General features: G+C 56.3%; 13 protein-coding genes and 1 pseudogene. 7 read left to right on the forward strand and 7 right to left on the reverse strand.

Annotated elements, in window-relative coordinates; translation table 11 throughout:
- Position 1 precedes the first annotated feature (1 nt).
- Complete coding sequence (locus tag ABMV07_RS12065) at positions 2–1096, forward strand: FAD-binding oxidoreductase (protein ID WP_374064640.1); 1095 nt, start codon at positions 2–4, stop codon at positions 1094–1096.
- Here ABMV07_RS12065 and ABMV07_RS12070 read toward each other — a convergent pair.
- Complete coding sequence (locus ABMV07_RS12070) at positions 1075–1887, reverse strand: carbon-nitrogen hydrolase family protein (protein WP_374064641.1); 813 nt, start codon at positions 1885–1887, stop codon at positions 1075–1077. The genes ABMV07_RS12065 and ABMV07_RS12070 overlap by 22 nt on opposite strands.
- Positions 1888–2001: 114 nt before the next feature.
- Here ABMV07_RS12070 and ABMV07_RS12075 point away from each other — a divergent pair, with 114 nt between their 5' ends.
- Entirely contained in the window at positions 2002–2241 is a 240-nt protein-coding gene (locus ABMV07_RS12075; protein ID WP_196977370.1) for a hypothetical protein, read from the forward strand.
- Entirely contained in the window at positions 2229–3359 is a 1131-nt protein-coding gene (locus tag ABMV07_RS12080) for an alpha/beta hydrolase (RefSeq protein ID WP_197689458.1), read from the forward strand. Before ABMV07_RS12075 ends, ABMV07_RS12080 begins: the two co-directional genes overlap by 13 nt.
- Here the strand turns inward: ABMV07_RS12080 and adhP are convergent.
- Together adhP and ABMV07_RS12090 are read right to left on the reverse strand one after the other, a co-directional pair.
- Positions 3346–4386: an alcohol dehydrogenase AdhP gene (gene adhP, locus ABMV07_RS12085; protein WP_088267173.1), complete on the reverse strand. Its 1041-nt coding sequence runs from the start codon at positions 4384–4386 to the stop codon at positions 3346–3348. The two genes, ABMV07_RS12080 and adhP, sit on opposite strands and share 14 nt — an antisense overlap.
- A gap of 153 nt (positions 4387–4539) precedes the next feature.
- Entirely contained in the window at positions 4540–6060 is a 1521-nt protein-coding gene (locus ABMV07_RS12090; protein WP_088267172.1) for an aldehyde dehydrogenase family protein, read from the reverse strand.
- A gap of 402 nt (positions 6061–6462) precedes the next feature.
- On the opposite strand from ABMV07_RS12090, the pseudogene ABMV07_RS12095 reads away from it, so the two are divergent.
- The 3 genes and pseudogenes from ABMV07_RS12095 to ABMV07_RS12105 all read left to right on the forward strand — a co-directional run bounded on the left by ABMV07_RS12095 (position 6463) and on the right by ABMV07_RS12105 (position 7921).
- Positions 6463–7043, forward strand: a pseudogene (locus tag ABMV07_RS12095) (hypothetical protein).
- A gap of 21 nt (positions 7044–7064) precedes the next feature.
- Positions 7065–7301, forward strand: coding sequence for a hypothetical protein (locus ABMV07_RS12100; RefSeq protein ID WP_229254941.1), 237 nt, complete (start codon positions 7065–7067; stop codon positions 7299–7301).
- Positions 7302–7366: 65 nt separating this feature from the next.
- Positions 7367–7921, forward strand: coding sequence for a hypothetical protein (locus tag ABMV07_RS12105; RefSeq protein ID WP_374064642.1), 555 nt, complete (start codon positions 7367–7369; stop codon positions 7919–7921).
- Positions 7922–7989: 68 nt separating this feature from the next.
- Here the strand turns inward: ABMV07_RS12105 and ABMV07_RS12110 are convergent, their stop codons facing one another.
- The 4 genes from ABMV07_RS12110 to dnaK form a co-directional block, all read right to left on the reverse strand.
- A complete protein-coding gene (locus ABMV07_RS12110) occupies positions 7990–8388 on the reverse strand; it encodes a heat shock protein transcriptional repressor HspR (protein ID WP_196977372.1) in 399 nt (132 codons plus the stop codon).
- Between the two features lie 21 nt (positions 8389–8409).
- Positions 8410–9582 carry a molecular chaperone DnaJ gene (gene dnaJ / locus ABMV07_RS12115; protein WP_088267170.1) on the reverse strand — a complete coding sequence of 391 codons (1173 nt, stop codon included), beginning with the start codon at positions 9580–9582 and terminating at the stop codon, positions 8410–8412.
- Positions 9583–9691: 109 nt separating this feature from the next.
- A complete protein-coding gene (gene grpE / locus ABMV07_RS12120) occupies positions 9692–10351 on the reverse strand; it encodes a nucleotide exchange factor GrpE (protein ID WP_088267169.1) in 660 nt (219 codons plus the stop codon).
- On the reverse strand, positions 10351–12186 hold the full coding sequence (dnaK, locus tag ABMV07_RS12125; RefSeq protein WP_010935591.1) for a molecular chaperone DnaK: 1836 nt from the start codon (positions 12184–12186) through the stop codon (positions 10351–10353). The genes grpE and dnaK overlap by 1 nt, the downstream gene beginning before the upstream one ends.
- A gap of 425 nt (positions 12187–12611) precedes the next feature.
- Here dnaK and ABMV07_RS12130 point away from each other — a divergent pair, with 425 nt between their 5' ends.
- The gene (locus ABMV07_RS12130) at positions 12612–13916 is read left to right on the forward strand and encodes a PAS domain-containing protein (protein WP_197692008.1); all 1305 of its coding nucleotides are present in this window, start codon (positions 12612–12614) and stop codon (positions 13914–13916) included.
- The last annotated feature ends 2 nt before the right edge of the window (positions 13917–13918 follow it).

Here is a 13918-nt window from a genome sequence, read left to right on the forward strand (position 1 = left end):
CGTGACCGCTCATTCAATCCAGGCCGTTGCCGATGAACTTCGCGTCCACCGCGCGGAGTTCATTCAGGCAGCCAATCAGAAGCCGGACTCCCCTCTCGCGGACGCCATCGTGCAGCTCGTCGACCATACCGATCTAGACGGACACGTTCCGGAATCGATCGCTACCTCATGGCTACAGCACGCAGCCGCCGCCGAAAGCCTCGGGGTATCACGCGACTACTACCTCACGCTTGCCGACGCCTCCCGCAGCGCCCTGCGCCACATTTGCGCAGACCTTCCCTTCGCCGAGGTCCTCGGTGCCGAACGCGCGATTACGTCGATAGCCAACACGCTGACCAACGCACCCCTGCCCAACGCAGCAGTGCCCGCACAAGTCGTGCAAGTAGAAAAGCGCAGCAGCGCTATCTCCGTGGTACGCCTTCAAGCAGACACAGCTATCGACTACACCGCCACCCAGTACGTCACCGTCACCGCCGATTACCTGCGCGGAGCACGTCGTGAGCTCTTTCCTACCATCCCACCCAACGAATACGGCCAGATCGAATTCCATATCCGCCACGAAGGCATGATCTCCACTCTGCTCGCTGGCGCACACGTAGGCGACGCATGGTGGATCAGCCCAGGCCAAGGCGGTTTTGATTACACCGAAACCCAAGACATGGTGCTCATCGCCCACGGGGTAGGGCTGGCAGCACTACGCCCCATCATCGTCGATTTCCTCCGCCTAGCCGAACCCCCTCGAGTCCACCTCTTCCTCGCAGCCGACTACCCAGGCGAACTCTACGAGCTCGCTGGCCTGCGGAGCCTAGCGTCAACCGCACCTTGGCTGTCCGTCACCCCTGTTGTTGCCCATGAAGAAGACGCCTGGTGGGTAGCCCCCACCCAGCATTCTCGCCCACCTCGCGGGCTACACATCACCCAATTCGGACAAGCCGGAGAAATAGTCGCAGGTTATGGCACATGGGAAGATCGTCGCATCTTGATCGCCGGTCCCTCCCACGACGTGGCAGCCTCCCGCAAGGCACTCATTCGCCGCGGAACGCCACCCACCATCATCCACACGCAGACCTTCGATTACCCACCGTTTTGGCTATAACTCACATCTGCTAACACAGGGATAGCCTTGCGGGTACGCCTAACGAGGTCACGGTTGATATTCACCATGAACAGCTCCTCCCCCGTACCGGCCTCGGCAATACGGCGACCATCAGGGGTTACCACCGCGGAATGCCCCACACCGGTGGGTGCACTCGGCGCGCGCTCATCCTCTGCCACCGCTTGGTCGCAGGCGACGATATAGCTGGTGGAGTCCAATGCACGCGCCGCGGTAAGCGTACGCCACTGCTCCAGCTTGCCCTCGCCATCAGCCCACGACGCAGGAAGCACAATCACCTCAGCGCCCAAGCGGGCAAGATCGATAAATTGCTGCGGAAAGCGCACGTCATAACACACAGCAATTCCGCAGGTCACATCGCCTACAGGGAAAGTAACCAGCTGATGTCCTGGGCGAACCGTGTCAGATTCTTTGAAGCCAAAGGCGTCATAGGTATGAATCTTGCGGTATTCCCGCACCGAATCGGGGTGGGCAATTAAAGCCACGTTATTAATACGCTGCTTGCCATCATGGGTGTCTGCAGGGCTAAACATACCAACTACGATCACGATGTTGAGATCGCGAGCCAGCTGGCATATTCGGGTAGCAAAGGGGCCGTCGATAGGCTCGGCGACGCGATCAAGGCGTCCGGTGCCAAAGCCTTGCATCGTGGCCTCTGGAAACACCACCATATCTGCCCCGCGTTGAGCGGCAGCACTGACATGGCGTTCTACCGTAGCCAAATTGGCCATTATATCGGCACTACTAGAAATCTGGGCGAGAGCTATCCACATGCCACTCCAGACTATGCGCTAAGCACGCAGTTATCCACAGCCTTGCTGGGATTTCACACGTGCACCAACCCAAAGCCTTGCGAGCTACACTCATCCCACCACATCATCAGGCTCATGGACATTACTTTTTCTGCGCTTTCGCACCTGCACACCCCCAGTACTGCAATCACCCACACGAGCATAGGTGCCAATGCCAGCGGGGCCGCCCTAGAACGATTCCTTCATAGCCTGACCACGCATCACGCCCGCAATACCGCCGATATTGCAGAGCTCATCGCGCAAACCACGCAGCTTGCGCACATCTGCGCCGACATCGACACCACCACCGCCTGGGGGTTGTCATGCTCGCATTAGATTCTCGCAGCCTCGCACTAGCGCGAACAGCATTAGCCCACAACGCCACCGAAGGGCACACGGCTTTCGACGCCGCCCGCTACCTATGGAACCGCAGCTTTGAAGAGCTCAAAGGACAGGCTTTCGACGCCGCCCACCAGCTACTTTCCACCCAAGGACACTCGTGGTCCCAACTTTTTCAAGCCCTTGAGGATGTCTCCCGCATTCTGGAGCTCACCTACGGCCCCCAAAAAGACCTCGAGGCCGCCTACGATTACCTGCTATTACTTTCTCAACGCAGCATAGATAACTCCGCCGTGATCTCTGCGATGATTGCCGCTATTCGAGTAATGGGCAATCAACTCGACCAACAATGTGCCCTAGCCATCGACGCCATCGCTGCACTATGCGAACCCAACTACTCCCAGCACCGCGATCTTGCAACCAACTTCGAGCAACACCTCGCCCAAGACTTCCCCGACGCACAGATTCTTTCCACACACGAACATGGAGTGGTGGTAGCCCTAGGAGATATTCACACAGCCGACTCCATTACTACCGTGGTCGCAGGAGTCGGCTCCGCCAACCCAACACAGTGGCTGAACTATGTCGAACGCGCCCAACGCATACACCACGCCACCGGTGGTGCTGCCGTGGCATGGTTGGGCTACAACGCTCCTGCAAACATAGCGATTGCTGCTGCACCATCCCCCGCACAACAGGGTGCGTTGCGATTACAAAAATTCCAAAGCGAACTGCGCACGTTGAACCCCACCGCCAAGCTCATGGTTTTCGGCCACAGCTATGGTTCCGTCGTCGCAGGTCATGCCGCAGCACACGGCCTCGATGCCGATACTTTAATAGTGGCCGGAAGCCCCGGTGTGCCACCCAACCCTCAGTTACATAGCCCCAACCCCCGCCTTATCTCTGTGTTAGGCAGCCACGACATTATCGGTCTTACCGGAACAAACACAGTGGCCGCCCACGGAATCGACCCCAGTGCGATCAGTGCACAAGACGCCGGATTTGAGCGCTGGGGTGTGGCAGGCGGCCACGAGTCGTACTTCACCGATAAGCGCCTCCTGCAGCGGCTAGCACAGGAGGCTCATCGAGGTACCAGTGAAACTAGTAGCGGATAGCCATGCGACCGTCGATCTTGCCTTGCTTCATATCAGCAAAGACCGAGTTGACGTCGTCAAGCTTGCATTCGGTAACCGTTGGCTTAATCATGCCGCGAGCGTAGAAGTCCAAAGCCTCCTCAAGATCTTGACGCGTACCCACGAGGGATCCGCGGATGGTCAGGCCCTTGAACACGATATCGAAGATCGGTGCAGGAAACTCTCCTGGAGGAAGACCATTGAACACAATGGTTCCATTCTTACGAGCCATGCCAATCGCTTGGCCGAATGCCTGAGGGTGCACCGCGGTGACCAGCACGCCGTGTGCGCCACCCTTGGTGTACTTCACAATTGCTTCAGCTGGGTCTTCTTTGCGGGCATTGACCACAAACTCAGCGCCATGCTTCTTAGCCAGTTCAAGCTTGTCGTCCGCAATATCCACGGCGATAACGCGCATGCCCATAGCCACGGCGTACTGGACGGCGATATGGCCCAGACCACCCACACCGGAGATGACCACGAACTGACCTGGGCGGGTTTCGGTAACCTTCAGACCCTTGTACACGGTCACGCCAGCGCACAGAATTGGGGCGACTTCCAGCAGGTCACAGCTATCAGGGATGCGGGCACAGTAGCGAGTATCTACCAGCATGTACTGACCGAAAGAGCCATCGACGGTGTATCCACCGTACTCGGCCTTCTCACACATAGTCTCCCAGCCGGTGCGGCAGTATTCACACTCACCACAAGCCGACCACAGCCAGACGTTACCAACCATGTCACCCAGCGCAACGCTGTGCTCACCTGGGCCAAGTTTGACCACTTCACCCACGCCCTCATGGCCTGGGACGAACGGTGGCTTTGGCTTGACCGGCCAGTCGCCCTCGGCGGCGTGGAGGTCAGTGTGGCAGATGCCGGAGGTGAGCACCTTGACCAGTGCTTGGTGCTGGCCTGGCTCGGGGAGGTCAACGTCGTGGATGTTGAGCTCGGAGCCAAACTTCTCCACAACAGCGGCGGTGAAGGCAGAGGGAAATTCAGTAGCAGACATCGGTTGCAATCCTTTCTAATGGTACCTATTTTCAATAGGTGGCAGAAATGACAAAACCCCGCGAAATGCGGGGGTTGAACCGTATGAAGTTATAAGTTTGTGCAGGTTGTGGAGCCCACCCAATGACGGGCCCCACTTAGCTATGGATTACCTTTAAAATAAGCCGGTTGGATTCTCATCATACGAGACAAGAAGGTTCTTTGTCTGCTGATAGTGATCCAACATCATGAGGTGATTCTCACGTCCAATTCCGGACTCCTTATAGCCTCCGAATGCTGCGTGCGCTGGGTAATTGTGGTATTGATTCACCCACACACGACCAGCCTGGATGGCACGTCCAGCACGATACGCTGTGTTCTGATGACGAGTCCACACACCAGCGCCGAGGCCATAGTTGGTGTCATTAGCAATGCGGATTGCCTCATCAAAATCCTTGAAGGTAGCAACCGAAAGCACTGGACCGAAGATCTCCTCACGGAAAATGGTCATGTCATTCGTGCCCTTGAACACCGTGGGCTCGATATAGTAGCCATTTTCCAAACCATCGATTTTGTTCACATGTCCACCGGTGAGCACCTCAGCGCCCTCCTTCGGGCCAATATCGAGGTAGCCACTGATCTTATCCATTTGCTCCATGGAAGCCTGGGCACCCATCATGGTTTCGGTATCGAGCGGATTACCCAGCTTGATGTTCTTCACACGCCGAACACCCAACTCGAGGAATTCATCCGCAATGGACTCATGTACCAGCGCACGCGATGGGCAGGTACATACCTCTCCTTGATTCAGTGCAAACATGGCAAGGCCCTCAATACACTTCTCACGGAAGGGATCGTCGTAATCCATGATGTCCGCAAAGAAGATCGACGGCGACTTACCGCCTAGCTCCAAGGTGACGGGGATGATCTTGTCGGCAGCGGCACGGTTAATAAGCTTGCCCACCTGCGTAGATCCGGTAAAGGCAATCTTGCCAATGCGGTTGGAGGAGGATAGTGCCACACCAGCTTCCTCACCCAGACCGTTGACGATGTTGAGCACGCCATCAGGAAGCAAGTCACCCACGATGTCGATCCAGAACAGGATGGACGCAGGGGTTTGCTCCGCAGGCTTCAACACAATCGTGTTGCCTGCGGCGAGAGCTGGGGCGATCTTCCATGCGGCCATGAGCAGTGGGAAGTTCCACGGAATGATCTGACCCACAACACCGATGGGCTCATGGAAGTGGTAGGCCACCGTATTGTGGTCGATTTGAGAGGTTCGGGATTCTTGGGCGCGGATGGCACCAGCAAAGTAGCGGAAGTGGTCGATGGCCAGTGGAATGTCGGCGGCGAGCGTCTCACGCACAGCCTTGCCGTTGTCCCATGTTTCAGCGACAGCGATTTCTTCAAGATGCTCTTCCATGCGATCCGCAATGCGGTGCAGGATGAGTGCGCGCTCAGCAGGCGAGCTATGACCCCATGCTTTCGCGGCAGCGTGAGCTGCATCCAGGGCCTTTTCCACGTCGGCAGCAGTTCCTCGTGCCACTTGGCAGAACACTTCACCGGTTACTGGGGTGATGTTGTCGAGATACTCGCCACCTACTGGTGGGACCCATTGGCCGCCGATGTAATTGTCATAGCACTTCTTGTAGTTGGCTACGGCACCTGGCGTTCCTGGATATGCATAAACAGTCATTTGGGTCACTCCTTAGGTCTTTACGTGATGTACAACATATTAAGATGCCATTGTACAGAGGTCCGCGTTTTCGTCTGCGGGTAAAATCACGCTGCCAACCATGCAATACAGTTTGCACACCTATAGGTGCACCCAAAAGCCAAGAACTGTAAATTTTGTTAATTTTTCGACTGCAGGGGCAGACTCCCCCACCGACACCCCCTATTCTTACTTTTGGCGTCAAATCTGATTTACGTTTGGAGCGTAATGTACAACTAATTCCATCTCCAGCTATCAGGAGCACCGCGCCATCGTGATTTCTGCCAACCGTCGTTTCATCACTGGGCAACCGCCACCGCAGTCGCCCTCGCCAGCCTCAGCACCGTCCCTCATGCCCTCGCCGCCGACACCATCTCCACAGGCGTGGACTGCTCGATCACCGCACCAATAGTCGGAACAACCACCCGCAGTTCCACCTTTGACGCGCATATCGACGTCCCCGAAACCGTCCAAGCCGGAGTCGGATTCGAGGCCAGCGTGCAGTTAAACAACATCTCGGTGCAAAGCGAACAGTTATCTAAAATCTCTGGTGCATCCCTCAAGACCAGCACGATTCGCATCAAGGTAGGCAACAACGTTCAACTCGACGGCACCCAGCCTGGCGTGAGCCTTACTAACGGCGTACTCAGCATAAAAAACAAGCTCAACGGAAACGCCTCGACATCACCGCCGAGCCAATCACGGTTCGCCTCAAAGCCATCTCCGAAGGCGACATCACCTTCGCACCTGACAGCACAGTGCTTGTAACAGACATCGACGTCCAGACTGGAATCATCCCTGTCACGGCAAAAGCCTCCTGCGCAACCACCAACGCAAAGCCATACGCAACCATCAAGGCCACCCCACAAGAAGGCATCAAAGTAACCGCCCCCACCGAGGCAACACCACAAAGCACTATCGACGTCACCGCCACCGCACTCAACACCACTACAGGAAACGTATAATTTTATCTGGATAACACACCTGTGGGCGAGCCGGTTACCGTCACTGCTACCGGCACCACTGCCACCAAGATCACGTTGGGTGCAGCTGGCTCCGCGACTATTACCGCACGCTACACCGATAGCGAAGGCTACAACCCACTCCCCGATGGGACCGCAAGGGTAGCTGTCGGCATGCTAGCCCCCACACTCAAAGAAGGCGACGAGGATACCTACACGGCACCATCAACGGCCAAGCTACCTCTATCGACGAGCCCCTGAAGGTCACCCCAGGTGAAACCGTCACCGTCACCACCACCATGACGCCAAGCAGCGCCTCCGTCTAGGTGTACGAGCTAGGCATTAACCCACCATCAGGCGTGACCTATGTGGAGGACAGTGACTCCCGCAACTTCAAGTCCGTGCTGACCACCACCGGAACCGGCTTCAACCCCCCAAACTCCACGTACTATGATCCACACTGGGACAAAGAAGCCACCATGCCAAACGACCAATACCGCGGCTTCCACACCACATCCACCTACACTGTCTTTGGTGATGCCCCTCAGACCGTAACCGCCCAATATCAGATCCCGAAGGACCTTGGACTTGGTCGTTACATGTTCCAAATGGGCGTGTACAAATACTCCACTGAGTTCAAAGACCTCGTCAGCATTCCAGAAACCTCCTTCGAGATTGCCGCTGATCTGCCTACGCTTCCCAACCGCAAGATCAAACCGGCACCTCATAACGAGGAACAGACCACCGAATCAGAAGACACCCCAGCTAACAGCGGCTCCTCATCCGGTTCCCTGCTGTGTTCCCCATCATTTTGGTCCACCATCTTGGGCGTTGTCGCAGGCATTGTCACACTCGTGTTAAGCTTCCTAGCCCGCCGCTAAGCAACATATAGATAGCACGTATGCCGGAAAGATCGTTGTGATCTTTCCGGCATACGTGCTACTTCAGGCTAGTTGTGGTGCCGCGAACCGCGACGCGGTTCCCACATCACCACTGCCGTTGAGCGAGGCACGTGAACGATCTCACCGCGAGGACGCACCCCACGGGTTTTGAGTTCCTCAGCCTCGGCCCGTGCCGCAGCAAGTTCCTTGCGCAGCTGCGCATTCTCCCTTTTCAGCTCGATGATCGACTTAATACCTGCCAAGTTCACACCTTCTACCTGGCTGAGGTGTTGAACAGTGCGCAGGAGTTCAACGTCGTCACGCGAGTACCTACGTCCACCACCGCGAGTACGCTGCGGTGTAACAAGGCCGAGCCGGTCATAGGTGCGCAAGGTTTGAGCGTGCATTCCCGCAAGCTCCGCAGCAACGGAGATAACAAAAACGTCGCCAGAAAACTCTTGGGTCATAAAGCTCACCTCCTTCTCGCGTTATTTCCCTGCCCAGCCGGCACGCGGATCAAAGCCCGCATCCCGCTCGGCTTGAACATAGGCTCGCAGCGCGCTTGCCGACGCCGCATCCAAACTCGACGGCACCGCAACTTCCACCTTGACCAGCAGATCTCCCGCAGAACCACCGCGCTTAGGCACGCCCTTACCACGCACCCTCAGCACACGACCATTAGGTGTGCCGGAAGGAATACGAACTCGAACCGGAAGGTCGAGTGTAGGCACCGAAATGGTATCGCCCAACGCCAACTCCGCATAGGACACCGGAACCGTCACCTCGAGGTCATCGCCCGAACGGGTAAACACTCGGTCGTTTTTCACATGCACCGTGACATACAGATCACCAGCCGGCAGCCCATTAGGACCGGCCTCACCTTGGCCAGCGAGGCGCACCTTTTGGCCATCGACCACACCAGCAGGGATGCGCACAGTAATCGAGCGAGTACGACGCTGCGTTCCAGTACCCGAGCAATCAGGGCACGGATCAGAGATCATCTTGCCGGTGCCGCCGCACTGCGTACACGGTGCAGAGAATCCAAAGGCACCCTTGTTTTCCGAGGTAAAGCCCGTTCCATTGCACTTGGTGCACGTGGTGGGTGCACCGGAACGCGAACCGGAGCCGTGGCAGGTGTGGCAGGGGGCGTCGCCAGTAAGTTGCAAGGGAATCGTGGTGCCCTTGGCCGCTTCACGAAATTCGAGGGTTATTTCCGTTTCGACGTCGGACCCCCGCGTCGGCCGACCTGCGTTGCGAGCACCACCGCCGCGGTTGAAAATGCCACCGAAGATATCCCCAAAACCACCTTGCGGAGCGTGGCCTCGATCCGCTCCAGATCCAAAGATGTCTCCGAGGTCGAAGTCGAAGCCTTCTTGCGTCCGAAACCCGCCGGGGAATCCGGCGCCTCCGAACCCGCCAGAAGCGATCATGGAGCGGAACTCGTCATACTCTTTCCGCTTCGTCTCATCGCCCACGACGTCATAGGCCTCAGCGACCTTTTTAAAACGCTCTTCGGCTGCAGCATCCCCTGGGTGAGAATCGGGGTGGTTTTCTCGCGCCAGCTTGCGATATGCCTTTTTAATTTCCGCTTCAGTTGCGGACGAGGAGACTCCTAGGTCGGCATAGTAGTCTTTCTCAGCCCACTCGTTTTTCGCTGCCATAGGTCTTCTCCTCCTTTCTTGTTTTCCGTATTTAGTTGAAAATGCGGAACCCAGCTCCCCACCACTGTGGGCTGCTGGATCCCGCATTCATCTCAGTGCGACTCAGTGACTATTGAGCGTCTTCTGCTGGATCGGCAATGATCACCATTGCGGTTCGCAGCAAACGATCGTTCATCTGATAGCCACGGCGCAGGACGGTTCCCAGCACCTTGTGATCTCCCGAGGAGAGATCCTGGACTGCCTCATGGCGCTCGGCATCAAACTCGTCACCCTCGGCGCCGAATGCGGATACCCCCAAGCCTTCAACAACGCCCACGAACTTGTCGCGGAAAGCTTTCAAGGGTCCTTCGTCGAGGTCACCGTGTTTTTGAGCAAGCTCAAGGTCGTCCAAGATCGGCAGCAGCTCGCTGAGAACTTTTGCCTTCGCAGCTTCGACGCCGACCTTGCGTTCGCGGTCGGTGCGGCGTCGATAGTTAGCGTATTCGGCACTAAGGCGCTGCAGATCCTCGGTGCGCTCGGCTAGTTCCGACTCAAGAGTCGAGGTTTCGCCGACGATAGCACCTGGGTCCTCGGTGGAGGTGTCGACGCCATCGAAGGCATCTTCGAGATCCGCGAGGGTATCAGCATCAAGACCAGCCGACTCCACCAAAGCTTCCTCCTCGGCGGGGACTTCGGTGGCATCAAGATGCTCGAAGTTGTTCTCCTCGTCATCCCATTCCGGTTGGCCTGGGCGGCGGTCGTCGCCGTTAGTGTTGTCGGTAGTGCTCATTACTTGTTTCCGTCCTTGTCATCGTCCTCAACGACCTCAGCGTCGACGACGTTAGGATCAACGTTGGTGGCATCAGCAGCGCCAGCGTTAGCAGCCTCAGCCTCGTAGATAGCCTTGCCCATCTCCTGAGACTCGGTGGAAAGCTTCTCGACGGCGGTCTTAATAGCCTCGATATCCTCACCCTTAAGGGCCTCGTCAACAGCGTCGGCAGCCTCGGTGACCTTGGTCTTGATCTCCTCAGAAACCTTCTCGCCGTTCTCGTCTAGGAACTTACGAGTCTGGTATGCCATGGACTCAGCGGAGTTACGAGTCTCCTGCTCCTCGCGGCGCTTCTTATCCTCTTCAGCGTGAGCCTCAGCGTCCTTGACCATGCGATCGATCTCTTCCTGAGACAAACCGGAACCATCCTGAATCTTGATGGTGTTTTCCTTGCCGGTGCCCTTGTCCTTCGCGGTCACGTGCACAATGCCGTTTGCGTCGATGTCGAAGGTGACCTCAATCTGAGGAACGCCACGAGGTGCTGGAGCAATGCCACCCAACTCGAAGGAACCGAGCAGCTTGTTGTGTGCAGCGATCTCGCGCTCTCCCTGGAAGACCTGGATCTGAACGGAAGGCTGGTTGTCATCCGCAGTGGTGAACGTCTCGGAACGCTTGGTTGGGATCGTGGTATTGCGCTCGATGAGCTTGGTCATCACGCCACCCTTGGTTTCGATGCCAAGAGACAGTGGGGTGACGTCGAGAAGCAAAACGTCCTTGACCTCGCCGCGCAGCACGCCAGCCTGCAAAGCAGCACCGACAGCAACAACCTCATCAGGGTTAACGCCCTTGTTAGGCTCGCGGCCACCGGTCAGCTCCTTGACCAACTCAGAAACAGCAGGCATACGGGTCGAACCACCAACGAGAACCACGTGGTCGATCTCAGAGACGGTCACACCGGCGTCCTTGATCACCTGGTTGAATGGGGTCTTGGTGCGGTCGAGCAGATCCTGGGTAATGCGCTGGAACTCGGTGCGAGAAAGCGTCTCATCCAAGAACAGTGGGTTCTTATCAGCATCAACGGTGATGTATGGCAGGTTGACGTTTGCAGACTGGGAGGAAGAAAGCTCAATCTTTGCCTTCTCAGCAGCCTCGCGCAGACGCTGCATAGCCATCTTGTCCTTGGAGAGATCAACGCCCTGAGCGGTCTTGAACTTCTCAACCAACCAATCAACAATGCGCTGGTCCCAGTCGTCGCCACCGAGCTCGTTATCGCCAGCGGTTGCACGAACCTCAACAACGCCATCGCCGATCTCCAGCAAGGAGACGTCAAAAGTACCGCCACCCAAGTCGAAGACCAAGATGGTCTGCTCTTTCTCGCCCTTTTCAAGGCCATAAGCCAAAGCAGCTGCGGTTGGCTCGTTCACAATACGCAGAACATTTAAACCAGCAATCTGGCCAGCTTCCTTGGTGGCCTGGCGCTGTGCGTCAGAGAAGTAAGCAGGAACAGTAATCACTGCGTCGGTGACGTCCTCGCCTAGGTAAGCTTCAGCGTCGCGCTTCAGCTTCATTAAGGTACGAGCGGAAATCTCCTGAGAGGTGTACTTCTTGTCGTCGATAGCAATGGTCCAGTCAGTACCTACGTGGCGCTTAACGGAGCGAATGGTGCGATCAACGTTGGTAACAGCCTGGTTCTTAGCGGACTGGCCGACAAGAACCTCACCGTTTTTAGCAAAAGCGACAACCGATGGGGTGGTGCGGGAGCCCTCAGAGTTAGCGATAACCTGTGGTTCTCCACCTTCGAGAACGGAAACCACCGAGTTAGTGGTACCGAGGTCAATTCCTACTGCGCGTCCCATGTTTTTCCTCCTGGTTTGTTGTTAGCTAGTAAAGCAAAAAGTTGAAAGTTGATTGTCCTACGCTCAACTTCTGAAGCTTCTGCATTGAAGGCTACCAGAAACCTTGAGCCAGTGTCACTCAACCTGACACTAGTAGTAACTCACAGACCACCAAAGTTGTTCCCATCAGACTCAACTTTTTTCAAAAAATTCTAAAACCGCTGGCCAGAACGCGACCAACACAACATCGCTGACACAAAAACAAGCAAAGGTCCCGACATCACTACGCCGCGTGCACAACGACTTCCGTAACTCACCCTGCAACCGAATCCCCCACTCAGCTACCCCACAAAGCTGAGAATGCCGTGAGAACAACTATTGTATTCACTTGACATCGTGATACATACGGGGCCAACCCCTACAAGATCGATCATGAAAGCGGGAGCATGGAACGCGTAACACCAAATGGCCAGTTTAAAGATGTAGGAGTTGACCAATTATTCTTCTCCACCACTGATGACCAAGGACGCATTCAAGAAACCAACAATACGTTCGTTGAACTTTCCCAATACACCGAAGAAGAACTGCACAACGCGGCACACAACATCATTCGCCACCCGTTTATGCCTAGTGGTGTTTTTAAGATCATGTGGGACAAACTCCAGCGAGGCGAAACCTTTGCCAGCTATGTACGCAATCTTGCCCAAAGCGGAGAAACATATGATGTGTTTGCCACGGTCACACCCATCCCTGGTACTCACGGCTTCCTGTCGGTTCGTCAGCGCCCCTGCCATGACGACCATCGCGCTCTTGCTATGACTATTTACGCAGAAGTCGGCGACTACGAGGCCCAACTACGCAAAGATGGCCTGTCTACCCGCGAAGCAGCCGAGAATGGAGCGCGCTTAATTGGCGATAAGCTGCGAGAATCTGGCTTTGACGACTTCGACGCTTATGCCCATGCAATGTTGCCTTGGGAGGTATTCTGCCGCGAAAACATGAGTACGGGCCTCCCCAAGCGCGAGGTCGCTGGCGAGATGGGCATAGAGTTGGCTCAGGCACATGATGTTCACAATCATCTCGACGAGTGGATGTTGCGGCTCGACGAGTTACTCACCACAGCTCAAGAGCTTGGCGAGGCACGCGAAGAGCTCGTGGATTCGCTTGGCCAAACCTCATCGCTTGGCGATACTATCGATGCCTACAGCGCCAGCGAAACTTTGCAGATAGTCCAGTTCCAGCTCAACGTATGGAAGGGCATGCAAAATATCGTCGATAGTTATGTCGTCGAACTCGCCGAACTCATCACCACCCTCGCGAACGACACCCTGCGCGAACGCTTCCAGATCTCCGTGTCACGCCTGCACACCGCCATGCTGGCCACCTTCATCGCCGAGCTTATCGACGGCACCTCCGCCACCGCGAACACCGAACACAAAGTGGCCCTGCTCAAAGCCACCATGCGGGATTCCTTGGAAGCCATCGACCGCGGCTCCTTCCACCGCTCCCAGCTGCTACGCAGCACCATCAGCTGTATCCGCACGGTCACCTCGCTCATGGAAAGCCCACGCGGACTGCTCACCGAAGCCATCCGCGAAGCACAAAGCCTGAACAATGATGCGCTAACAGCTGCAATTTCCAACGAACTTGAACGTTCGAAGCAAGCTACCAACACCATGCACGAGTTAGTGTCCACCCTCGAGCGCACTGCCACCGCCCCCAATATTGGCACTATCCTCGCAGAACTGTAGTA

The organism is Corynebacterium belfantii, assembly GCF_041898185.1.
GTDB classification, from domain to species: domain Bacteria; phylum Actinomycetota; class Actinomycetes; order Mycobacteriales; family Mycobacteriaceae; genus Corynebacterium; species Corynebacterium belfantii.

Bases quoted from the DNA above. Each gene is read 5' to 3' on its own strand.
- grpE (WP_088267169.1), bottom strand. From the start codon at position 10,351: ATGAGCACTACCGACAACACTAACGGCGACGACCGCCGCCCAGGCCAA.
- ABMV07_RS12130 (WP_197692008.1), top strand. From the start codon at position 12,612: ATGGAACGCGTAACACCAAATGGCCAGTTTAAAGATGTAGGAGTTGAC.
- ABMV07_RS12075 (WP_196977370.1), top strand. From the start codon at position 2,002: ATGGACATTACTTTTTCTGCGCTTTCGCACCTGCACACCCCCAGTACT.
- ABMV07_RS12070 (WP_374064641.1), bottom strand. From the start codon at position 1,887: ATGTGGATAGCTCTCGCCCAGATTTCTAGTAGTGCCGATATAATGGCC.
- ABMV07_RS12110 (WP_196977372.1), bottom strand. From the start codon at position 8,388: ATGACCCAAGAGTTTTCTGGCGACGTTTTTGTTATCTCCGTTGCTGCG.
- dnaJ (WP_088267170.1), bottom strand. From the start codon at position 9,582: ATGGCAGCGAAAAACGAGTGGGCTGAGAAAGACTACTATGCCGACCTA.
- dnaK (WP_010935591.1), bottom strand. From the start codon at position 12,186: ATGGGACGCGCAGTAGGAATTGACCTCGGTACCACTAACTCGGTGGTT.
- ABMV07_RS12080 (WP_197689458.1), top strand. From the start codon at position 2,229: ATGCTCGCATTAGATTCTCGCAGCCTCGCACTAGCGCGAACAGCATTA.
- adhP (WP_088267173.1), bottom strand. From the start codon at position 4,386: ATGTCTGCTACTGAATTTCCCTCTGCCTTCACCGCCGCTGTTGTGGAG.
- ABMV07_RS12090 (WP_088267172.1), bottom strand. From the start codon at position 6,060: ATGACTGTTTATGCATATCCAGGAACGCCAGGTGCCGTAGCCAACTAC.